Genomic DNA, 21,566 nt, shown 5'->3' with positions numbered 1-21,566 from the left:
CATGTTGAAAATAGCATTTATCGCCCATGATCGTAAAAAAGAAGAGATGGTTAATTTCGTGACAGCATATGAGCCTGTTTTTACGGACCATCAATTGTATTCTACAGGAACCACAGGCCTTCGTATTATGGAAGGAACCTCTCTGAAGATTCATCGATTTGAATCAGGCCCATTGGGCGGAGATCAGCAGATTGGAGCTTTGGTTGCTCAAAATGAGATGGATCTGATTATATTCCTGCGAGATCCACTGATGGCACAACCTCACGAGCCGGATATCAATGCATTGTTACGTCTTTGTGATGTGCAGGGAATTCCACTTGCCACGAATATCGCAACCGCTGAGATTCTGGTTAAGGCACTGGATCGTGGCGATTTTGCCTGGAGAGAGCTGGTACATAAATACAAGCCGGAGGCTGGATTGAATTCAGGTGATTCCGAATGAGTCTGGATATTCTCATCTTTGGAGCTCATGCGGATGATGCGGAGATTGGTATGGGTGGAACGATTGCCAAACATACCGCTGCTGGCTTGAAAGTAGGCGTGTGTGATCTGACTCGTGCTGAGATGTCCTCCAACGGAACAGTAGAGCGCAGAACCGAGGAAGCGGAGCAAGCCTCCCGCGTCCTCGGTCTTTCGTGTCGAACGAATCTGGGGCTTCCTGATCGTGGGTTGTATCTTACTCCAGAACATGTACAGGCAGTAACGGCTGAGATCCGCCGTCATGCCCCTCGGATGGTATTTGCTCCCTATTGGGAAGATCGTCATCCGGATCATGTCAATTGCAGTAAGCTTGTGCAGGAGGCTGTTTTTAATGCCAAGCTTCGGAACTACATGCCAGATATGCCTGCCGTGCAGGTGAAGGAACTTTATTTTTACTTTATTAATGACATTGGACCTACGGATTTGATTGTAGATATTACGGAACACTATGAGCAAAAAGAAACTTCATTGCTCTCTTATCGTTCCCAATTCGAACTGGGAGACGGAGCGGTCTCGACGCCATTGAATCAGGGGTACATTGAACGTGTAAGAGCCCGTGATTCGTTGCTCGGACAACGAAGTCTCATCCCGTTTGCAGAAGGATTTGCTACAATTACGCCTTACGTGGTTCATCAATTTGGCCCGAGTGCCCAATAAACGATTTCATTTTCTACGTATTAATGAGACGATTTGTTTCATTATTCCGTTGCATTATATCAACCTGCATGAAGCGGGAGATCAAAGGAGCGTCCACCGGATGGATCAAAAGTTAAAAATCGGCATCACCTGTTATCCGTCCCTCGGAGGGTCTGGCGTTGTCGCAACGGAGCTGGGCAAATTGCTTGCCGAACAGGGGCATCAGGTTCATTTTATTGCCAACAGTATCCCGTTCAGACTGGGTACGTTCCAGAAAAATATTTTTTATCACGAAGTTGAAGTGAATGATTATTATGTTTTCCGTTACCCTCCGTATGATCTGTCACTGGCAACGAAGATGGCCCAGGTGGCTAAGTCACAGCAGCTGGATCTGCTGCATGTTCATTATGCAGTGCCACACGCCGTATGCGCCTTTCTCGCGAAACAGATGGTAGGGGACGGCTTGAAAGTAGTTACCACGTTACATGGAACGGATATTACGGTTCTGGCTCAGGATGAATCTCTGAAGGATCTGATTCGACTTGCCATCAATGAAAGTGATGCGGTTACTGCTGTATCACAAGATTTGATTCGGGAAACGGTCGAATTGCTGGATATTCAACGTCCAATTGATTTAACCTATAATTTTATTGACAAACGAATATATTATCCGCGGGATGCTGCCAGTCTGCGAAGAGACTTTGCTGCGCCTGAAGAAAAAATATTAATGCACATTTCCAACTTCCGACCGGTGAAGAGAACTCAGGATGTGGTAGAGGTCTTCCGTCAGGTACAGGAGCAGGTTCCGGCAAAACTGTTATTTGTAGGAGAAGGGCCCGATTTGCCGAAGATGCAATGGAAGATTAATGATCTCGGCTTAAATGATAAGGTTCATTTCCTTGGTAAGCAGGATGATATTGCCCAAGTGATCTCCATGGCTGACGTGTTGATGCTTCCATCGGAGAAGGAAAGTTTCGGACTTGTGGCGCTCGAAGCAATGGCTTGCGGCGTACCCACGATCGGTTCACAGGCTGGAGGAATTCCGGAACTGGTCTTACATGGCAAGACGGGATTCTTATCCGCCATTGGGGATACACAATCCATGGCCGAGAACACCATCCGTTTGTTAACGGACGATCGTTTGGCTGCGGAGTTCAGGGAAGCGTGTCTTCAGCGCGCACATCATGACTTTTGCAATGATGCCATTCGGCATGAATACGAGCAGATTTATTACCGGGTGTTGGGAAGGGAAGTTCCGAACTTGAAGCCGGTTTGCGGTTAATCAATTTTTTGACGTAATTATACTGTGCATACCACAACAGGCAAGAGAAGAGGTGATATGTGGTGGTTCAATGGACACAGGTTGATCGTGAAATGGCAATTCAAAGTGAGAATGTACTCACAACTTTAAACAAACATGGCTACAAGGCATATTGGGTAGGTGGTTGTGTTCGTGATGAATTGTTGGAACGTGTTGTAGACGATATGGATATCACGACATCTGCTTCTCCCCAGCAAGTCATGGAATTGTTCGACGATTGCATTCCTACAGGTTTGCAACATGGGACAATTACCGTGCGTTCAGGCGCTTATTACTTTGAAGTGACCACGTTTCGAACAGAATCCGACTATCAGGATAACCGCAGACCGGCTGCAGTTCAATTTGTTCAGGATATCAAGGAAGATTTACAGCGGCGTGACTTCACAATGAACGCTCTTGCGATGGACGTTACTGGGACAATCGTTGACCCGTTTGATGGACAGGCAGATATTAAGGAAGAGCGAGTCAGATGTGTAGGTTCTGCGATGGAACGGTTTGGTGAAGATGCACTGCGGATGCTCCGTTGTGTGCGATTTGCTTCGGTATTTGATTTTAAAATTGCCCATAACACGTGGAAGGGTCTTGTAAGGCAGAAAGACCTGCTTCAACATATTGCAATGGAACGGGTACGGACCGAGATGGTAAAAATGATGTCTGGGCCGCATCCATTAAGAGGGTTGGAACTGTTATACAGAAGTAATGCGCTTGCACATGTCAAAGCGCCGGTAAGCTCGGCCCGATTCAACAAGACGTTGTTATTTAATCTGGAACAGCTGTCAGGTGAGCATGTGTTGCTCCGTTGGTCACTCATTCTGCTTGCTGGCGGTTATAGCAAGGACGAAGCAGACGTATTATTACGTCAGTGGACATTCTCTAATGAACATCGTTCTCGTATATCAGGGGTCCTTCAGGTGGAGCAGTTGATTTATACTTCCGTTCAGGAGCAGAAGGATACGGTTAGTCTCCGTTCCGATTGGATTGTTACTGTACTGGCTTGTGGTGTTCAGGCTACTAATGATTGGCTTCGCATACAGTCTCTACTGCCAGCAGGGTGGCGGAATCAGACCGAACAGGCAGAAATGCAGGTTGTTTTGGTTCAAGAAATGGCAGTCGAATGGAGTCAATCAATCCCTGTGCATGACTTGAAAGAATTGCACATCACAGGGGAACAAGTATTACAAATGCTGCAGCGCAAAGGCGGGCCTTGGCTGGGTCAACTGATGAAACATTTGTTAAGAGAAACGGCGATTGGAACGATAGCGAATCAGCATGAAGCACTAAGTGCAGAAGTGAAGCGGGTGGTTGAAGATGACCAAGCATGAAGATCTGTTACATATGTTATTAGATGCAGAAGGACGGTTTGTATCGGGTGAAGAGATTAGCCGTCATCTGTCCATCAGTCGGACTGCTGTGTGGAAACATGTGAACAAGTTGCGGGACATGGGGTATGAGTTTGAAGCTGTATCCCGCAAAGGATATCGTCTGGTCACGAAGCCGGACAGCATTGACGCAACTGCCCTCCAATTGGCGCTGGATACGGCCGTATTCGGCCGTAAGGCTGTTCTGTTAACCTCGACCTTGTCTACACAAGGGGATGTTCTGAAGCTGGCTGAGCAGGGGCTAGCTGAAGGTGCTGTGGTCATTGCGGAGGAACAAACAGGAGGACGAGGACGTTTTGGTCGCCAGTGGTTCTCTCCCCCGGGAAAAGGAATATGGATGAGTATCCTGTTGCGCCCTGATCTACCACTTCAGCATACGCCACAGCTTACTTTATTAACAGGAGTGGCTGTATGTCGTGCCGTTCGAGCTTGTACAGGCACTGATGCAGGCATCAAATGGCCCAATGATCTGATGATTGATGGACGCAAGGTATGTGGCATATTGCTTGAATCCACGGTGGAAGATCATGAAGTCAGATACTGTATTGCAGGTATAGGCGTTGACGTGAATTTTGATCCCGAGGATTATCCGGAAGATCTGACAGATATAGCTACTTCACTCAAGATGGAGACGGGGCAACCTGTTGATCGTACCAAGCTCACGGCTGCCATTTTAACCGAGCTGGAACAGTTATATTTTTTGTATCAAAAAGAAGGATTCGGTGTGATCTCAGCTCTATGGGAGGCCTTGTCCGTATCGATAAATCGAGAGATTACAGTGACGAATCCTCAGGGTGTCATTGAAGGGACAGCAATCGGTCTGGCCCCTTCAGGAGCACTCCTTGTGGAAAAACATGATGGAGAACAAGTACACGTCATCTCTGGTGAGATTTCCTGGAAATCGTAAACAATATGTCGAATTTTACTGGGAAAATGAACATAAGACGTGAAGTTTGAGCAGAACTTTGGTATACTGTCTTCGTGAGGCGATATCGGCTAATGCAGACCGAATTGCACTCCCGTAACAGTAACCTTTGTTCTGCTTTGATGTGTTTGATGTAAGCAGATCGCAGTGCAAGAATGAAATACGTTTAAGTGAGTTGTTGGATTCTGCTCTGAGCCGAAGAGGACCGAGACAGAAGGGACGATCGCAAGTGACTCTTTTTTGACTTTTCGGGACTTTTTAGTGGAAAACTAAAAGGTTTTTTTGTTGCGTTTTATTTGAAAAGAAGAAAGGAGCCATGAGAGAAAATGGCAAACAAACAAGCGATGAATATTGTGAAAATGAAAAAATATAAGCAGGATGGCGTGCCGCTTACGATGATCACGGCTTATGATTATCCTACAGCGCTCCTCGCAGAGGAAGCAGGAATCGATCTGATTCTAGTTGGTGATTCACTCGGCAATGTAGTGCTGGGTTATAACTCAACACTTCCGGTGACCATCGACGATATGGTGTACCATACACGTTCCGTCGTACGCGGGGCGGAGAAGACGTTTATCGTGGCTGATATGCCTTTTATGACTTATCATGGCAGCGTGGATGAGACGCTTAAGGGTGTACGTCGACTGATGCAAGAGGGGCATGCCCATGCGGTTAAGATGGAAGGCGGGGTGGAGATTGCGGACACCGTCAGAGCCGTTGTGCAAGCAGGTGTGCCTGTTCTTGGACATATCGGGCTGACACCTCAATCGGTCAATCAAATTGGTGGATATCGCATTCAGGGCAAGGATGCAGCGGATGCGAAACGTTTGATGGACGAAGCCAAAGCCTTGGAAGCTGCTGGTGCATTTGGCATCGTGCTTGAACTGGTTACGGAAGAAGTTGCACGGGCGATCTCGGAGGAACTGTCGATCCCTACCATTGGGATTGGTGCAGGACGGGGCTGTGACGGACAGGTACTGGTATTCCACGATGTGGTTCAATACGCCTCCCCGTATACGCCAAAACGTTTTGTCAAAACCTATGGAGATGTGGGTACATTAATCAGAACCAGCATCGAAGCTTACGTGAAAGAAGTTAAAGATCGTTCGTTCCCGGCCGAAGAGCATGTATTTAATGCTGCGGATGGTGTTCTGGATCAATTGTATGGACAACGCAAGGAAAAGGTGGGAAGTAACTCATGAAAGTATTACGGACAATCGCAGAGTTAAGACAGGAGCTAAGCTTGAAGCGTCAAGCGATTCGATCCAATGCGTCCGTTGTAGGTCTGGTACCGACAATGGGGTATCTACATCAAGGTCATGCAAGCTTGATGCAAGCAGCCAGACAACAGAGCGATATCGTGGTATTAAGCATATTCGTTAATCCAATTCAATTTGGTCCTAATGAAGACTTTGACAGCTATCCGCGGGATGAAGCCAGAGATGTGGAAACAGCACGCTCACAAGGAGTGGATATCGTATTTATTCCCTCAGTTGAAGAGATGTATCCACAGGCAACGCAGACAACGGTATCTGTGTCAAAATTGACTGAGCGCTTATGTGGCGCTTCCAGACCAGGACATTTTAACGGAGTAACGACGGTAGTATCGAAGCTTTTCAACATCGTACAGCCACAGCGTGCTTTTTTTGGTATGAAAGACGCTCAGCAGGTTGCGGTTATTCAACAGATGGTGAATGATTTGAATATGCCTGTAGAAATTGTTCCCTGTCCGATTGTTCGCGAAGAGGATGGTCTTGCTCTTAGTTCACGTAATGTCTATCTTAGCTCGGAGCAGCGTACACAGGCATTAGTTCTGTCGAAAGCACTGCGCACAGCCCAGGAAGCTGTAGATACAGGGATAGCTAGGAACGCCGCAGATATCCGTCGTATTCTGCGCGAGCAGATTGCAACCTCATCGCTTGCAGTGATCGACTATGCTGAGATTCAGGCTTTTCCAAGTCTGGAGCCGCTCGCAGATCAGGAAGAAGTTCAAGGACGTGACGATCTGCTCATTGCACTTGCGGTGAAATTCGGAAAAACAAGATTGATTGACAATATAAGGTTGCAAAAATCGGAGGTGCTGTCCCATGTTTAGAACACTCATGAAATCCAAAATTCACCGGGCTACGGTAACGGAAGCCAACTTGAACTATGTGGGTAGCATTACCATAGATGAAGACTTGATGGAAACATCCGACTTGATGGAAAACGAGAAAGTGCAGATTGTGAACAACAACAATGGTGCACGTCTGGAAACTTATGTGATTCCAGGACCGCGCGGAAGCGGGGTCATCTGTCTAAACGGCGCAGCTGCTCGTCTGGTGCAGCCTGGAGACAACGTCATTATCATTTCTTATGCCATGATGTCGCAAGAAGAGGCAAATACTCACAAACCAACCGTTGTGTTTGTAGATGGACAGAATAAACCTGTACAAACCATGAAGCAGGAAGTTCACGCAACAATTATGTAATCGACTGGTAAGGAGAATGAAATCGGCCCTTGAAGCAAAAAATGAGTACAGGTCACTGCACTAATCCATTTTTTCAAGGGTGGGGATGCAACGATGTTCCAGCATGTTTTCGCAGAAATGAACGACATGTTAGATGAAATTATCAAGAGCTATCCTTCCGCTGAAGGTCTGAACAAACAAGAATTGCTGCAAAAGTGGAACTTGCTTAAGCGGATGAGTGACGGAATGTTGGATGAATGGCTGATGTTTGAAGAAAAGATGAGCCAGGTGAGGGAACGGGAGATGGATAAGCCTGCGTCCCTTGAACCGGAACAGGAAGCTGTCACCGCTCTGCCTGAACTCCATCTGGAATGTTTCAGTCGAGGACAAGGGTATTTCAAATTACAGATGTATCCGCAGGCGATCTTGCAGTTCTCCCGGGTTGTGACCGACCATCCGGAGAGTGCATTAACTCGTTTTTACTTGGCACTCGCATATCTGAATCTGGAACAAATCGCTGAAGCCGGGACACATTTGCAGCAGATCATGTATCTTAAGGGCTCACCTCGCTTGAAAGGGCTTGTATGTAACGCTCTGGGCTGTATTCAAGCCAAGCTTGCGAACCCGGAGGCTGCATGTTCACTCTTTGCACAGGCCCTTCAGTATGACCCGACATTGACCGAACCGCTGTACAACATGGAAGCTTGCAGGTTGAACAGGGGAAAATTGCAATATGCTAATCAGCTGACGACCCTTCATTAAGCGGGAATTCGGCGACAAAAAAACGGTGTTCCCTCCTTTGGCATAGCGGCGGGGACACCGCTTTTTTGTCAGTTAATTTTCAAATCCCCTTTTTTTTGCTATGCTGTAACATAGACTGGAATGGAAGGGACCGTATATTGCAATGAAATTTGCCGTATTGGATTTCGAAACAACCGGCACGCAGTCCGACGGTGAGATTATACAAGCCGGACTTGCCATCATAGATCATGACTTCAGCATAACTCAAATATATAGTTCTTATGTGAACCCTGGTGTCCCGATTCCCCCGTTTATCTCGGGGCTAACGGGTATTACCGATGAAGATGTGGCGGACGCTCCATCACTCGAAGAGATGATGATGGAGATGGTTCCGCTGCTTAACGATGTGGTGCTTGTTGGACACAACGTCGCTTTTGATTTTCACTTTTTGCAGAATGCTCTTGACCGTTGCGGTTATCTGCCGTTCACTGGCCGTATTCTGGATACCATTGATTTTCTGAAGATTACGTTCCCATCACTGGGTTCTTATCAACTCGGTTATGTGTCTTCTGAATTTGGATTTCAACATGATCGCCCTCACCAGGCCGACAGTGACGCACTGGCGACAGCCTATGTGCTGCTCAAGTGTCTGGATGAGTTAAAGGAATTACCGCTCATAACGATTCAACGGCTCAGTGACCTGTTCGCACCAGAAGACAGTGACTTGGGTTGGTTCTTGGACGGGATGCGCAGTGAGAAGGAAGCAGAGCCGATTCAGGATCTGGACGGACATACCTATTATCGGCAGCTTGCTCTTAATGTAAGTGATTGGACCGATATTGGTGCACCACGTGATGAGCGGGAAGGTAACCCCCTCGATGGTGTAAGCTTCGAACAGTTTATGGACCAGGTTCGGGAGAACCTGAAGGATACGCTGGATCATTACGAAGAGCGTGAAGCCCAGACCCAGATGTTCAGCAGTGTAAGGCAAGCCCTGGATGAAGAGAAACATCTCTTGATCGAAGCTGGAACAGGTACCGGTAAATCTCTGGGTTATCTGCTGCCAGCGATATACGAAAGTGTGAAACAAGAACAGAAAGTCATGGTCAGCACGCATACGATCAATTTGCAGGAGCAATTGAGAGAGCGAGATATTCCGATGCTGACCCAAGTGGTTCCGTTTCCGTTTAAGGCTGCTGTCTTCAAAGGACGTGGACATTACCTGTGCCTGCGCAAATTTGAACACAAAATCAATAAACGTGAATTCGCCACTCCCAAAGAGGATTATTTCACAGCCGCTCAGATGATCGTGTGGCTCACACAGACTGAAACTGGAGATGATGAGGAGCTTAACCTTAGCGGACGCGGAGGCGACTTCTGGGAGACGGTACAGAGCGAATCCGAGTCCTGTCTGGGAAGATCCTGCCCATGGTTCCGCAAATGTTTCTATCATCGCGCCAAACATGAGGCCGGGTTGTCTGATATCGTAATAACCAATCACTCCAAATTGTTTACGGATGTCAAAGCAGCACATCAGTTGTTGCCAGCCTATGAGAGTCTTGTGATCGATGAGGCCCATCATCTGGAAGATGTAGCGGGTAAACATCTTGGAATGCATATGAAATATTTCACGTTGGTTCATACCCTGACCCGTCTGTTCAAAGACAGTCGTAATGGACAATTGCCTATGCTTCGTTCGCAGTTATCCGGGCATGAAAATTCGGTGCAATGGGGCTCCATGGTAGATCAGATGTTCCCGCTAGCTGTTGAGGTTAAGGAACTGTGGGATCGTATGAGCGATGCCCTGTTCGGTCTTTTGCCTGAACGAAGTGATGCTTCACCGGGAGAGACAGGGCAATTTTCCCTGCGCCTGAAGGCATCTCAGAAACCTGCGAAATGGCAGGAGTTGCAGGATCTGGAGAACCAGATCTATGTGACTCTGGGCGATTTGGTTCGCAAAGGGGACAAATTGCTGCTTGAGGTGAAAGAGGATCAGGATGATTATCAATCGGATAGTCTGATTACGGACATTACAGGACTGCTGAAAGATCTGACCACATTGAAGGAGAATCTGCGATTCTTCATGCGTATGGATGATGCCAAAACGGTGTACTGGATGGAAGCCAGCGGTCAGTTCCGCAGTAAATCTCTTCAACTGTACGCCGTACCTGTCGATGTCAGTGCACAACTGAAGGATTTGTTCTTTGATAAAAAGAAAAGTGTTGTGCTTACATCGGCTACGCTCTCTGTAGATAAGTCATTCCAGTTCATGATTGAGCAGCTTGGCTTACAGGAAGCCTCTGAGAATAATCGGCTTTTAACGTCGATGCTGCCATCACCTTTTAATTATCGTGATCAGGCACTTCTAGTGATTCCGCGTGATTTCCCAAGTGTGAAAGGCAGTGTGGGTGATGCGCACTTTGTTAATATGCTGGTGCAATCACTCGCAGAGACCGCAATTGCCACGCGTGGACGCATGATGGTTCTGTTTACTTCATACAAGATGCTGCGACAGGTCTATGATCCGCTGAAGGAGGCACTGTCTGGTAACGACATCTCGTTGTTGGGTCAAGGTGTGGATAGTGGAAGCCGCTCCAAGTTGACTCGCAGGTTCCAGGATGCCAAAGCTACGGTACTCTTGGGCACAAGCAGCTTCTGGGAGGGTGTAGATATCCCGGGAGAAGCACTGACCTGTCTCGCTATTGTGCGTCTGCCTTTCCAGCCGCCGAATCATCCGTTGGTTGAAGCCAAGAGTGAATTGCTCCAGGAGCAAAAGAAAAATCCATTCATGAAACTGTCTGTGCCGCAAGCGGTCATTCGTTTCAAGCAAGGATTTGGCCGATTGGTGCGAACAGCGAAGGACAGAGGTATTGTCATTGTTTATGATACACGTGTGATCGAAGCGTACTATGGCAAATTCTTTTTATATTCATTACCTGGTCCCAAAATGGAGCATATGCTCACGGAGCAGATGGTTCCCCGAATTACCGAGTGGTTAGAAAAACCTCTTAATGAACAAGAATAATGGTTAACTTTGTTCGTTATATCATTGCATGACACTATCGTTTGGCGTTAAACTTTATTAGATATTTCCGTATCCGATTAAAGCAGTTGCACGTAAGAACTTATAACCTAAATTACAAAGAGCATTCTGTATAAAATGTCACGTCTATCTTTGAGTTTATACAGAATGCTCATCTTTTCATCTATTATTTTATCGTGGCATTGGTAAGGGGGAGCAAGAATGAAATCGGATAAAATTTCGGAAGCGGTGGTACGACGTCTGCCTGTATACTTGCGCTATTTGAACGAGTTGCATCAGCGTGAGGTGGCTACTGTTTCTTCTCAAGAGCTTGGACAGAGGCTGGATCTGAATCCGGCCCAAATTCGAAAAGACCTGGCTTACTTCGGTGATTTTGGTCGAAAAGGGATCGGGTATGATGTATCCTATTTGATCGAGAAAATTCGTCACATTCTCAAAATTGATCAGCAAATTAATGTAGCTTTGGTAGGTGCTGGTAACCTGGGACAGGCCTTGTCCAACTACAACGCATATCTGAAAGACAACATGAAGATTGTTGCTGTATTCGATGCATATGGACCGAAGATTGGTAGTCAAATCAACAGTTTGACGGTAAAACCAATGAATGAATTAACGGAAGCGGTTAAGACAGATAACATCCGCATCGGAATTATTACAGTTCCGGATACGGAAGCTCAAAATGTAGCCGATCAACTTATTGAGTCGGGAATCGAAGCGATTCTTAATTTTGCACCAACTATTCTAAAAACACCGCCACATATCCGCATTCACCATGCTGACTTTACAACGGATCTGCTTAGTTTGGCCTATTACTTGGAGACTGGAAAGGACGACGAGGAAGATGACAACAAATAGATGGGTAATCCACAACGGCAAATTTGCCGTTAATGAAGGCACGACATGGAACGTGGTTCATGGATACATGGTTGTCGAGAATGACAAGATTGTGCATATTGGTGAGACATTGCCGGATGGAGACGAAAATTGTACCAAAGTGGATGGAAAAGGATTGTTCTTCCTGCCGGGTCTGATCAATACGCATGGTCATGCAGCGATGTCGTTGCTTAGAGGACACGGGGACGATCTTGCGTTACAAGTATGGTTGCAGGAAAAAATGTGGCCGATGGAAGCAAAAATGACTTCTCAAGACGTATATTGGGGAACTTCGCTATCCGTGCTTGAAATGTTGAAAGGCGGAACTACAGCTTTCCTGGACATGTATGATCATATGGATCAGGTTGCCAAAGTTGTGGAACAATCCGGCGTTAGAGCAGCACTTGCACGTGGTGTAATCGGGCTGTGCTCGGAAGAAGAGCAATTGCGGAAGCTGGAGGAGTCGGCAGCGTTTGCACGTGAGTGGAATGGACAGGCAGATGGTCGCATCACAACCGTAATCTCGCCACACGCACCATATACATGCCCTCCTGACTACATAGAGAAGCTTGTACAGGTCGCAAATGATCTTAACCTTCCTCTGCATACACATATGTCGGAAACGCTTCGTGAAGTGGAGCAGAACGTTACAGAATATGGACTGCGTCCTGTGGCACATCTGGAGAAACTGGGCTTTTTCTCCCGTCCATCCCTGGTAGCACATGCGGTGCACCTGAATGATGAAGAGATTGAAATTTTGGCCCGCCATGATGTGGCTGTATCCCATAACCCGGGAAGTAACCTGAAACTCGCTTCCGGTGTTGCGCGGGTACCTGCATTACTGAAAGCAGGAGTTACCGTGTCACTTGGAACCGACGGACCGGCAAGCAACAACAACCTGGATATGTTTGAAGAAATGAGACTGGCTGCATTGATTCACAAAGGTGTGTCTGGTGATCCGACTGCCGTGCCAGCGGGCGAAGCGTTACTACTCGGAACTTCATATGGTGCTAAATCCATCTTCCTGAACAATACCGGTGCGCTTCAGGTAGGCATGAAGGCTGATTTCATCGCCCTGGACATTGAACAGGCACACTTCTACCCACATACAGACCTGATCTCGCATACGATTTATTCAGCCTCTGCCAAAGATGTGGAGCACGTATGGGTAGATGGGAAACAAGTGGTTAAACATGGCGAATGTCTGACGCTGGACGAAGAACGTATTTTGCGTGAGTCTCAATTGGCATTTGATGGTTTGCTTGCTCGTTAATTGTATTGCGGAGCATCATAGGGAAAGGAAGTTCGGCTTTTGAAGAAAAAAAAGAAGTGGATATGGATTTCGCTGCTTGCACTAGTTCTGATTCTGTTTGGACTTCAGCGTTATTACGTGTATGTCACACAGGACCAGCGTAAGGAAGAAGCGCTCGCCATACAGGCAGCACAGGAGCAACTGGGCATTACATCTTATGATGAATTGCGTAAGTACATCTGGGGTGATAAAGAAGGCTCTGACAACATCTACTGGACCCTGCTCGGCAAAAACAAGGATAACCAGGATGTTATGGTCTGGGTTAAATTCGATGCAAATAATCAACCTGCTACAGGTGCTAACGCTATACACAGTGAACTGCTGCAGAATGGCATGTCCGAAGCACAGATACGCAATCGCTTTAGTTCCGAAGTTCCAGCCGGTGAGATTAAACGAATCATGCCCGGAGTTGTGAATGGAATATATGTGTGGCAAGTGTATTATAAAGACGGTACGCATAACCACTATCGGTTTTATCGTTTTAGCAATGGAGAACAGGTAGACTTGGTTTACACACTCCCGAACAGCTAGAACAAATAGAGTAACTTAGCTAGAGAATCGTAGAAATGAAAGAACCGGCAGACGGATATCCGACTGAACCGGTTCTTTGTGTTGCCTGTGAACAGTTTTGATTTAAATAGTTAAAATTAATAATTTATTCATATTTTCGCCTTCGAAATTGTATATACGATGTGATATACTCAGTTATGTACTCAAAGTTACATTCATAACAAATAAACCTGTCGAAATTCTCGCAGGAGTCAATGTGCACATATTCGTATATACCAATAGGCCAGTAAGTTAGGCCAAAATCTGGGAGGGGTAATTCACTTGAAGCTAAAAGTATTGCCTATTGCTTTAACTGCCGTCATTTCAGCCGTTGTGTTGTTTGGAGGTTGGTTTGTGTATCGTCAGGTGGCTTTGCAGAATCCGATTGAAAAGATGGTTACCCAGTACGATGGAGTCAATGACGTTCAATTAACTATTAACCGCAATGACGTACAATTGAAACTGGATCTGCAACCTGATGTTGATTTGGGCAGACTGGTACAATATATTCACAAAGAAGGACAGACCTTGATTGGAACTCGCTCATTAAAGTTGGATGTTGTAGATCATTCCAGTGAAGCACTGGAAAGCTGGTGGGGTGATGCGATGTTTACCGTGGCTCAGGCGATGGAGAACAAACAGTACACCGAGATCACACCAACATTGTCCAAGATGGCTACGAATGGAATAAAGGTAAATACAGCGATGGATGACAACAATGTATATGTAAGTCTCAGAGACGGAGATGCCAGCAAGTTTATTATTCTGCCGCGTGTGCCCGGTCAGATAGGAGTGTGGCCTAATGCCTAAGTGGACCAAAGAAATTGCCATTGGATTTGTCCCTGTGTTGATTATTTTTCTTGCTTTTACTGGTGTTAATATTATTCCGATTCTAATTGCAGCGGTGTTTGTTGGAGCTTTGTTGTTCATGATGCAAATGCGTGGCGGGATTACCGTAGGCGCTGCACAGGAGCGTAAACGGAAGAAAAAAGGTCCTTCCAAGCTTACTTTTGAAGAAATTGGTGGTCAGGACAGTGCCAAGCAAGAATTGCGTGAAGCACTGGACTTTCTCATCAAACATGAAGAAATTCGCAAGTTCGGGATTCGCCCGTTAAAAGGGATCTTGCTGACAGGCCCTCCAGGGACAGGGAAAACGTTGATGGCCAAAGCGGCTGCGCATTACACCGATTCTGTTTTCGTTGCTGCATCGGGCAGTGAGTTTGTGGAAATGTATGTTGGTGTAGGTGCCAGCAGAATTCGGGATTTGTTCAAGGATGCGAGAACCCGTGCCACCAAGGAAAATAAAGAAAATGCTATTATATTTATCGATGAGATCGATGTCATCGGGGGGAAACGTGAAGGCGGACAACAGCGGGAGTATGATCAGACGCTGAACCAGCTCTTGACGGAAATGGATGGAATTTATTCTTCCGATACCCCAAGAATACTGGTTATTGCTGCAACAAACCGCAAGGAAATGCTGGATAGCGCCCTGACACGTCCAGGACGTTTTGACCGCCATATTCAAGTAGACTTGCCTGACAAGAAGGGTAGAAAGCATATTCTGGAACTGCATGCGGTGAATAAACCTCTGATGAAGGAAGTGAATCTGGAGAAGACAGCGGAAGAATCGTATGGTTTCTCCGGTGCGCAGCTTGAAAGTGTGATGAACGAAGCAGCGATATATGCCATGCGGGATGGGCTGTTACACATAGAACAACGGCACTTGTCTCTGGCTATTGATAAAGTCATGATGGGCGAGAAAACAGACCGTGAGTCCAGTGTGGAAGAGAAGAAAAGGGTTGCCATTCATGAATTGGGACACGCCATTATGGCTGAACTTGTTCGTCCGGGCAGTGTAAGCCAGGTGGCACTCAGTCCGCGTGGACAGGCACTGGGATATGTGCGTCATAACCCGCAACAGGAACAGTTCCTTTATACGAAGCGTTTTCTTGAAGAGCAGATCATGATTGCACTTGGAGGAGCTGCTGCAGAGGAAATGTATTACGGTGGGCGTTCTACGGGTTCGCGCAATGACTTTGATCAAGCAACCAATGTCGTGCAAACGATGATGGCTTCCGGATTGACTTCTCTTGGGATTGTGAATATGGATATGGTTACCACCGAAGAGCTCATGCGAGAGAATAAATTAATATTGCAAGAACTCATGGAACAGACGAAGCGCTTACTTGAAGAGCAACGGACAATTTTCGACAATTCGCTCGACATCCTGATTCGAGAGGAAGTTTTGTCCGGCGAACAATTTCGTTGTCAATTTCGTGACAGTGCCCGTTTACCAGCATAATTTCTTTATGCTGGTTATTTTTTTTTACATTTCACTCGTGCTAAGATATTATTATATGTTGGGTCGAAATTTGTAATTTTCGGCGAACAGGGTACAATAGAGAAATAGAGAACCGAAAGGATGGAGCAGAACCATGTTTTTCAAAAAAATAGGAGTTGTCGGCGGCGGTACGATGGGGCAAGGTATTTCCCAAATGCTTGCAGCCAAAGGACTTGATGTGCTTCTCGTGGAGCATACAACACAAAAACTGGATCATGCCTATGACATGATCGAAACGAACCTGGATAAACAACTGGAGAAATGGGCGATTACAAAAGCGGAGAAGAAATTGATTCTTTCCCGTATTACCAAGGTAGCTCATTTAGCTGAACTTGGAACTTGCGATATGGTCATTGAGACGATTTCAGAGGATCTGGATGCAAAAAAAGCAGTATTCAGCCAACTGGACCAAGTTTGCCCAAGCAATGTCATTCTGGCAAGTAATACATCCACGCTGAGTTTGACCGAGCTTGCAAGCTCGACCAAATATCCAGAGCGTGTTATTGGTATGCACTTTATTCACCCGGTATCCCGGGTTGATCTTGTAGAGATTATTCGTGGACTGAAAACATCGGATTCAACATTCGAAGAGACCAGACGTTTTGTTGAAGAAGTGGCAGACAAAAAAGGAGTCATGATCTATGAATCACCTGGATTCGTAACTTCCCGCTTGATCTGTCTGTTGATTAACGAAGCGTTGCATGTATTACAGGAAGGTGTTGCATCTGCTGAAGATATCGATGATGCAATGCGTATCGGATACAACTTCCAACATGGACCACTCGAAATGGCTGACCGTTTCGGATTGGACTCTGTTGAAGCTGCACTCGAAAGAATGTTCCGTGAATTCGGAGAATTGAAATATCGTCCTTCCACGGTCCTGAAGAAAATGGTGCGTGCAGGACACCTGGGTGTCAAAACAGGCGAAGGATTCTTCAAGTACGACAAGGATGGTGACCGACTGTGAAAGTACTCGTAATTAATGCGGGGAGTTCCTCGCTCAAATATCAACTGTATAATATGACTGACGAATCTGTCCTGGCTAAAGGTCTGGTAGAGCGGATCGGAATGGATTCCTCCATTCTGACACACAAACCGACAGGCCGTGAGGATGTTACAGAAGTTAGTGAGATTCTGGAGCATACAACAGCAATCCGTAAAGTCATTGATATTTTGACTCATAAAGAAAATGGTGTACTGGATTCTGTAAATGAAATTCAAGCTGTTGGACACCGTGTTGTTCACGGTGGTGAAGCATTTAAAGAATCTGCATTGGTAGATGATGCTGCCAAAGCTGAAATTCGTCGTTTGTTCGACTTGGCTCCACTTCATAACCCTGCAGCAATGATGGGGATTCGTGCGGCTGAATTAAATATGCCAGGTGTGCCTCAGGTAATGGTCTTCGATACAGCGTTCCATCAAACGATGCCGGAAAAAGCATATCTGTATGCTATTCCGCGTGTACTTTACAAAAAATATAAAGTACGTCGCTACGGCGCACATGGTACTTCCCATGATTTCGTAAGCAAGGCAGCTGCTGAATATCTGGATCGTCCAGTGGAAGATCTGAAAATCATCACTTGTCACGTCGGTAACGGTGGTAGTGTAACAGCAGTTAAAGGTGGCGTATCCGTTGATACTTCGATGGGTATGACTCCACTAGAGGGACTGATGATGGGAACGCGTTCGGGTGACCTTGACCCAGCCATCGTACCTTATGTCATGAACAAGGAAGAACTGAGCGTAAGCGAAGTGAACTCCATGTTGAACAAACACAGTGGATTGCTTGCAATCTCCGGAATCAGCAGCGACATGCGTGAGATTACAGAAGGTATGGAGAATGGCGATGCGAACTCCACGCTCGCTTTTGAAATGTACGAATACCGTCTGCGTAAATACATCGGATCATATGCAGCTGCAATGAACGGTGTAGACGTGATTGTCTTCACAGCTGGTGTAGGTGAGAACTCCGTTGTTCTTCGCCAAAAAGTATGTGAGCAACTTACGTATCTTGGCGTTGAGCTGGACGAAGCCCTGAACGCAGTCCGTTCTGGTGAGCCGCGTCGCATCACAACAGCGAACTCGAAAGTGGATGTTCTCGTTGTTCCAACAAATGAAGAATTGGTCATTGCGCGCGATACGCATCGAATCGTATTGAATTCTAAGTAATCTAACTGTAAAGTAAATATAGAGTGGCAAGGAAGTGCAGAGGACAGGCAACAGCCTGTCCGCTGCATTTTCAAATTTCAGGAACCAAGGGGAGATATGGCATGAATACGAATTGTGTAATTCGTAATGTGAACGAGCATGTGGGCGAGACCGTAACGATCGGTGCCTGGATTAACAACAAACGTTCCAGCGGCAAAATTCAGTTTTTGCAGTTGCGTGATGGAACCGGATATATTCAAGGGGTTGTTGTAAAAAGTGAAGTTAGCGAAGAGATCTGGAACAATGCGAAGAGCCTGACTCAAGAAAGTTCTTTGTATGTTACAGGGATTATTCGTGAAGAACCTCGCAGTGCGTCCGGTTACGAGATGACTGTGACTGGGGTCGAAATTATACATCTGACTGAAAACTATCCAATCACGCCTAAAGAGCATGGTGTTGATTTCTTGATGGACCATCGTCATCTGTGGCTCCGTTCTACGAAGCAACGTGCGGTTATGGTGATTCGTGCAGAGATTATTCGTGCTGTTCAGCAGTTCTTTGATGGTAACGGATTCACACAAGTTGATCCTCCGATTTTGACACCGTCGTCTGCGGAAGGAACGACAAACCTGTTCCACATCAAATACTTTGATGAAGATGCTTATCTGACGCAAAGTGGTCAATTGTATATGGAAGCAGCAGCTATGGCGCTGGGCAAAGTATATTCCTTTGGTCCTACATTCCGTGCTGAGAAATCCAAAACACGTCGCCATCTGATTGAATTCTGGATGATTGAGCCGGAAATGGCATTTGTAGATCACGAGGAAAGTCTGCGCGTACAAGAGAAATTTATTGCTCATGTTGTTCAATCCGTGGTGAAAAACTGCCGTGCAGAACTGGAATCCATCGGTCGTGATGTATCCAAACTCGAAGGCATCGTAGCGCCATTCCCGCGAATTACGTATGATGAAGCGATTGAATTCCTGCATGGACAAGGCTTTGATATTCCTTGGGGAGAAGACTTCGGTGCACCGCACGAAACAGCCATTGCCGAGAAGTACAATACACCAGTCTTTATCACGCATTACCCTGCAGGAATCAAAGCTTTCTATATGAAACCAGATCCAAATCGTCCAGAAGTTGTTCTTTGTGCTGATATGATTGCACCTGAAGGCTACGGAGAGATTATTGGCGGTTCTCAGCGTATTGATGATCCGGAATTGATGCAACAACGTTTTGAGGAGCACAATCTCTCGGATGAAGCTTACCAATGGTACCTGGATTTACGTAAATACGGATCGGTTCCTCACTCCGGTTTCGGTCTGGGATTGGAGCGGACGGTAGCATGGATCTGTGGATTGGATCATGTGCGTGAAACAATCGCATTCCCACGTATGCTCTATCGTCTGTACCCTTAATGCTTAACCGAGGACCGTCTATGGAAGATACCACATCCAAAGCCTGGTTGGATGGAGCAGCTTATGGCATGACTTCGGGTACAGCTCATCTGCCTTATGCCTTGTTACGTTATTATCACCAGCTTGGCCTATCAGATGCAGAAGTGCTTCTTCTGATTCAACTCCTAGGGTTCCGTCAGGCGGAGTTCAATGAGTTTCCGACGCTTGAAGAGCTTGCGGGGCGTATGGGACTTGCACCTGAAGGCATTGCCAGAATGTTGCAACGTCTGATGAGGGATGGATATATCGCTATTGACGAGCATCGTGACGAGGAACATGACATCCAGTACGAACGATATGACTTACATGGACTCTATGCCAAGCTTGCAAAGTGCACTGCGGAAGAAGTAGCCGCATTGCGTGCGGAGCAGCTGAGCAGCAGTGCAGCACGCCAAGATTCGAACAGTGTTCAAAAAGAAGAGGAAGAACGGAACATGTTCTCCATCTTTGAAAAAGAATTCGGACGTCCGCTCTCTCCAATGGAGTGTGAGACGATATCCAGCTGGTTGGATCAGGACCGTTACCAAGAGGAATTGATTCTAATGGCTCTGAAGGAAGCGGTTTTTGCAGGTAAAGTACATTTCCGGTATATCGATCGAATACTGCTTGAGTGGAGCCGTAATCGTGTCAAGACCGTTCAAGACGCGAAGGCATACACGCAGCGGTTTCGTAATGGTGGACGTTAATTCAGGTGTGGGCAAGAACAAGAGACAGGCCAGAAGTCATTCTGTGCCTGTCTTTTTTTGAATTATGGATTGGGTGAGTGATCAGCGACATCAACCTTTCAGGCAATGATTTCACTTTGTTATACAAAAATTTGATAGATCACGCAGGGGTAAACACACAAGCTGTCGTCTATTGTATTGGAGAGGAGGGGAGAGTTATTGATGAAGCGCGCGTAATCGAACAAATCCGTCAAGGAGATACATCGCAGATGCGTACTCTGATTGATAAGTATAGCCAGCATGTATACCATGTTGCCTATTCCGTACTCAGGAACGATCAGGAAGCACAGGATGCAGCTCAGGAGGCGTTCATACAGATGTATAAGTCTCTCCCCGACTACCGTTCCGAAGGTTTCAAAACGTGGTTAACCCGAATTGCCTTTCACAAAGCGATTGATGCCAAACGTAAGCTGGGCAGACGAACGGCCGAGGATCTGGGTGGAGAAGAAAAAATAATAAACATGCCCGGACGGGATGAAGACGTTCTTACCCGTCTCGTTCGTGAGGAACGTGAGGACAAACTTCGCGAACGGATCAATCAGTTGCCTGCTCAGCACCGTGACATTATCACTGCGTATTATCTAAGCGAAAAAAATTATGAGCAGATTGCCAGCGATGCACAGGTGGCTGTGAAAACTGTGGAATCCCGCTTGTACCGTGCCCGGCAGTGGATTCGAAAACATTGGAAGGAGGATGAATGGCGTGAGTAAACAGGAAAAGTATACCGCTGAGCAATGGACGGATTATATTGAAGGTTATATGAGTGAAACTCAAGCGAGTCGAATGGAGCAGCTTCTGATGGAAGACCCGGATGCGATGGACAGCTATCTGGAAGCACTCGGCATCCATGGAGAACTGCCCTCGTTGCCTGACCCGACAGGGTTTGCAGATTCAGTCATGCATCGGATTGAGGGGATTCACTCCTCCAAGGCACAACGCAAATCCCGTGCTGGACGAAACCGGCGCTGGCTTGAACATAAAGTGTTCCATTACGCGGTAGCGGCCTGTTTGACATTGATCTTCCTCTCGTCTGGACTTTTTGACAAGGTAGCACCTTATCACAAGTTTCAGGATGGCGACCACAGAGGGTCTTTTACGGAGAAATGGACGGAGGCAGCCACTTCATGGCTGGATAACCTCAAGCCTAAACCATAAATGGTTTCACATTGCCTGAAAAGAAAGG

At 46.5% G+C, this 21,566-nt stretch carries 21 protein-coding genes; all 21 read left to right on the top strand.

Going from position 1 to position 21,566, the window contains the following annotated elements:
• The first annotated feature begins 1 nt into the window (after position 1).
• The 21 genes from mgsA (at position 2) to NLBNIHML_RS05935 (ending at position 21,538) form a co-directional block, all read left to right on the top strand.
• Positions 2-442: a methylglyoxal synthase gene (gene mgsA / locus NLBNIHML_RS06035; RefSeq protein WP_017687735.1), complete on the top strand. Its 441-nt coding sequence runs from the start codon at positions 2-4 to the stop codon at positions 440-442.
• The gene (bshB1, locus tag NLBNIHML_RS06030; protein ID WP_339235157.1) at positions 439-1,137 is read left to right on the top strand and encodes a bacillithiol biosynthesis deacetylase BshB1; all 699 of its coding nucleotides are present in this window, start codon (positions 439-441) and stop codon (positions 1,135-1,137) included. Before mgsA ends, bshB1 begins: the two co-directional genes overlap by 4 nt.
• A gap of 100 nt (positions 1,138-1,237) precedes the next feature.
• Positions 1,238-2,398: an N-acetyl-alpha-D-glucosaminyl L-malate synthase BshA gene (bshA, locus tag NLBNIHML_RS06025; protein WP_339235154.1), complete on the top strand. Its 1,161-nt coding sequence runs from the start codon at positions 1,238-1,240 to the stop codon at positions 2,396-2,398.
• A 62-nt stretch (positions 2,399-2,460) separates the two neighbouring features.
• Positions 2,461-3,759 carry a CCA tRNA nucleotidyltransferase gene (locus tag NLBNIHML_RS06020; RefSeq protein WP_494354014.1) on the top strand — a complete coding sequence of 433 codons (1,299 nt, stop codon included), beginning with the start codon at positions 2,461-2,463 and terminating at the stop codon, positions 3,757-3,759.
• Positions 3,746-4,723: a biotin--[acetyl-CoA-carboxylase] ligase gene (locus tag NLBNIHML_RS06015; RefSeq protein WP_494354013.1), complete on the top strand. Its 978-nt coding sequence runs from the start codon at positions 3,746-3,748 to the stop codon at positions 4,721-4,723. Before NLBNIHML_RS06020 ends, NLBNIHML_RS06015 begins: the two co-directional genes overlap by 14 nt.
• Before the next feature lie 344 nt (positions 4,724-5,067).
• Positions 5,068-5,943 carry a 3-methyl-2-oxobutanoate hydroxymethyltransferase gene (panB, locus tag NLBNIHML_RS06010; protein ID WP_339235148.1) on the top strand — a complete coding sequence of 292 codons (876 nt, stop codon included), beginning with the start codon at positions 5,068-5,070 and terminating at the stop codon, positions 5,941-5,943.
• On the top strand, positions 5,940-6,836 hold the full coding sequence (panC, locus tag NLBNIHML_RS06005; protein WP_494354012.1) for a pantoate--beta-alanine ligase: 897 nt from the start codon (positions 5,940-5,942) through the stop codon (positions 6,834-6,836). The genes panB and panC overlap by 4 nt, the downstream gene beginning before the upstream one ends.
• Complete coding sequence (gene panD / locus NLBNIHML_RS06000; protein WP_017687742.1) at positions 6,829-7,212, top strand: aspartate 1-decarboxylase; 384 nt, start codon at positions 6,829-6,831, stop codon at positions 7,210-7,212. Before panC ends, panD begins: the two co-directional genes overlap by 8 nt.
• Positions 7,213-7,305: 93 nt before the next feature.
• Positions 7,306-7,953 carry a tetratricopeptide repeat protein gene (locus NLBNIHML_RS05995; RefSeq protein WP_339235142.1) on the top strand — a complete coding sequence of 216 codons (648 nt, stop codon included), beginning with the start codon at positions 7,306-7,308 and terminating at the stop codon, positions 7,951-7,953.
• A gap of 142 nt (positions 7,954-8,095) precedes the next feature.
• Positions 8,096-10,957, top strand: coding sequence for an ATP-dependent DNA helicase DinG (gene dinG / locus NLBNIHML_RS05990; RefSeq protein WP_494354011.1), 2,862 nt, complete (start codon positions 8,096-8,098; stop codon positions 10,955-10,957).
• Between the two features lie 219 nt (positions 10,958-11,176).
• The gene (locus tag NLBNIHML_RS05985) at positions 11,177-11,830 is read left to right on the top strand and encodes a redox-sensing transcriptional repressor Rex (RefSeq protein WP_253438523.1); all 654 of its coding nucleotides are present in this window, start codon (positions 11,177-11,179) and stop codon (positions 11,828-11,830) included.
• Positions 11,817-13,121 carry an amidohydrolase gene (locus NLBNIHML_RS05980; RefSeq protein ID WP_494354010.1) on the top strand — a complete coding sequence of 435 codons (1,305 nt, stop codon included), beginning with the start codon at positions 11,817-11,819 and terminating at the stop codon, positions 13,119-13,121. The genes NLBNIHML_RS05985 and NLBNIHML_RS05980 overlap by 14 nt, the downstream gene beginning before the upstream one ends.
• Positions 13,122-13,160: 39 nt before the next feature.
• Positions 13,161-13,691 carry a DUF5590 domain-containing protein gene (locus NLBNIHML_RS05975; protein ID WP_339235134.1) on the top strand — a complete coding sequence of 177 codons (531 nt, stop codon included), beginning with the start codon at positions 13,161-13,163 and terminating at the stop codon, positions 13,689-13,691.
• Between the two features lie 300 nt (positions 13,692-13,991).
• The gene (locus NLBNIHML_RS05970) at positions 13,992-14,519 is read left to right on the top strand and encodes a hypothetical protein (RefSeq protein WP_253438514.1); all 528 of its coding nucleotides are present in this window, start codon (positions 13,992-13,994) and stop codon (positions 14,517-14,519) included.
• Complete coding sequence (locus NLBNIHML_RS05965) at positions 14,512-16,014, top strand: AAA family ATPase (protein WP_494354009.1); 1,503 nt, start codon at positions 14,512-14,514, stop codon at positions 16,012-16,014. Before NLBNIHML_RS05970 ends, NLBNIHML_RS05965 begins: the two co-directional genes overlap by 8 nt.
• Positions 16,015-16,147: 133 nt before the next feature.
• Positions 16,148-17,020 (top strand): 3-hydroxyacyl-CoA dehydrogenase family protein, encoded by an 873-nt coding sequence (locus tag NLBNIHML_RS05960; RefSeq protein ID WP_253438508.1) that lies wholly within the window; start codon positions 16,148-16,150, stop codon positions 17,018-17,020.
• Positions 17,017-18,222 (top strand): acetate/propionate family kinase, encoded by a 1,206-nt coding sequence (locus tag NLBNIHML_RS05955; RefSeq protein WP_339235126.1) that lies wholly within the window; start codon positions 17,017-17,019, stop codon positions 18,220-18,222. Before NLBNIHML_RS05960 ends, NLBNIHML_RS05955 begins: the two co-directional genes overlap by 4 nt.
• Positions 18,223-18,323: 101 nt before the next feature.
• Entirely contained in the window at positions 18,324-19,619 is a 1,296-nt protein-coding gene (gene asnS / locus NLBNIHML_RS05950; RefSeq protein WP_017687752.1) for an asparagine--tRNA ligase, read from the top strand.
• 20 nt (positions 19,620-19,639) lie between these two features.
• A complete protein-coding gene (locus NLBNIHML_RS05945) occupies positions 19,640-20,344 on the top strand; it encodes a DnaD domain protein (protein ID WP_339256098.1) in 705 nt (234 codons plus the stop codon).
• A 248-nt stretch (positions 20,345-20,592) separates the two neighbouring features.
• Complete coding sequence (locus tag NLBNIHML_RS05940) at positions 20,593-21,093, top strand: RNA polymerase sigma factor (RefSeq protein WP_494354008.1); 501 nt, start codon at positions 20,593-20,595, stop codon at positions 21,091-21,093.
• Positions 21,086-21,538: a hypothetical protein gene (locus tag NLBNIHML_RS05935; RefSeq protein ID WP_339235121.1), complete on the top strand. Its 453-nt coding sequence runs from the start codon at positions 21,086-21,088 to the stop codon at positions 21,536-21,538. The genes NLBNIHML_RS05940 and NLBNIHML_RS05935 overlap by 8 nt, the downstream gene beginning before the upstream one ends.
• The last annotated feature ends 28 nt before the right edge of the window (positions 21,539-21,566 follow it).

The organism is Paenibacillus sp. JNU01 (assembly GCF_059130585.1).
Note: the sequence above shows the minus strand (reverse complement) of the source record. Positions and strands in the feature narration are given on the sequence as shown.

What these genes read in the sequence shown, in the direction of transcription:
- NLBNIHML_RS05995 (WP_339235142.1), top strand. Translation starts at nt 7,306, where the DNA reads ATGTTCCAGCATGTTTTCGCAGAAATGAACGACATGTTAGATGAAATT.
- NLBNIHML_RS05985 (WP_253438523.1), top strand. Translation starts at nt 11,177, where the DNA reads ATGAAATCGGATAAAATTTCGGAAGCGGTGGTACGACGTCTGCCTGTA.
- panD (WP_017687742.1), top strand. Translation starts at nt 6,829, where the DNA reads ATGTTTAGAACACTCATGAAATCCAAAATTCACCGGGCTACGGTAACG.
- NLBNIHML_RS05940 (WP_494354008.1), top strand. Translation starts at nt 20,593, where the DNA reads ATGCGTACTCTGATTGATAAGTATAGCCAGCATGTATACCATGTTGCC.
- panC (WP_494354012.1), top strand. Translation starts at nt 5,940, where the DNA reads ATGAAAGTATTACGGACAATCGCAGAGTTAAGACAGGAGCTAAGCTTG.
- mgsA (WP_017687735.1), top strand. Translation starts at nt 2, where the DNA reads ATGTTGAAAATAGCATTTATCGCCCATGATCGTAAAAAAGAAGAGATG.
- bshB1 (WP_339235157.1), top strand. Translation starts at nt 439, where the DNA reads ATGAGTCTGGATATTCTCATCTTTGGAGCTCATGCGGATGATGCGGAG.
- NLBNIHML_RS05965 (WP_494354009.1), top strand. Translation starts at nt 14,512, where the DNA reads ATGCCTAAGTGGACCAAAGAAATTGCCATTGGATTTGTCCCTGTGTTG.
- NLBNIHML_RS05960 (WP_253438508.1), top strand. Translation starts at nt 16,148, where the DNA reads ATGTTTTTCAAAAAAATAGGAGTTGTCGGCGGCGGTACGATGGGGCAA.
- bshA (WP_339235154.1), top strand. Translation starts at nt 1,238, where the DNA reads ATGGATCAAAAGTTAAAAATCGGCATCACCTGTTATCCGTCCCTCGGA.
- asnS (WP_017687752.1), top strand. Translation starts at nt 18,324, where the DNA reads ATGAATACGAATTGTGTAATTCGTAATGTGAACGAGCATGTGGGCGAG.
- NLBNIHML_RS05980 (WP_494354010.1), top strand. Translation starts at nt 11,817, where the DNA reads ATGACAACAAATAGATGGGTAATCCACAACGGCAAATTTGCCGTTAAT.
- dinG (WP_494354011.1), top strand. Translation starts at nt 8,096, where the DNA reads ATGAAATTTGCCGTATTGGATTTCGAAACAACCGGCACGCAGTCCGAC.
- NLBNIHML_RS05945 (WP_339256098.1), top strand. Translation starts at nt 19,640, where the DNA reads ATGGAAGATACCACATCCAAAGCCTGGTTGGATGGAGCAGCTTATGGC.
- panB (WP_339235148.1), top strand. Translation starts at nt 5,068, where the DNA reads ATGGCAAACAAACAAGCGATGAATATTGTGAAAATGAAAAAATATAAG.
- NLBNIHML_RS06015 (WP_494354013.1), top strand. Translation starts at nt 3,746, where the DNA reads ATGACCAAGCATGAAGATCTGTTACATATGTTATTAGATGCAGAAGGA.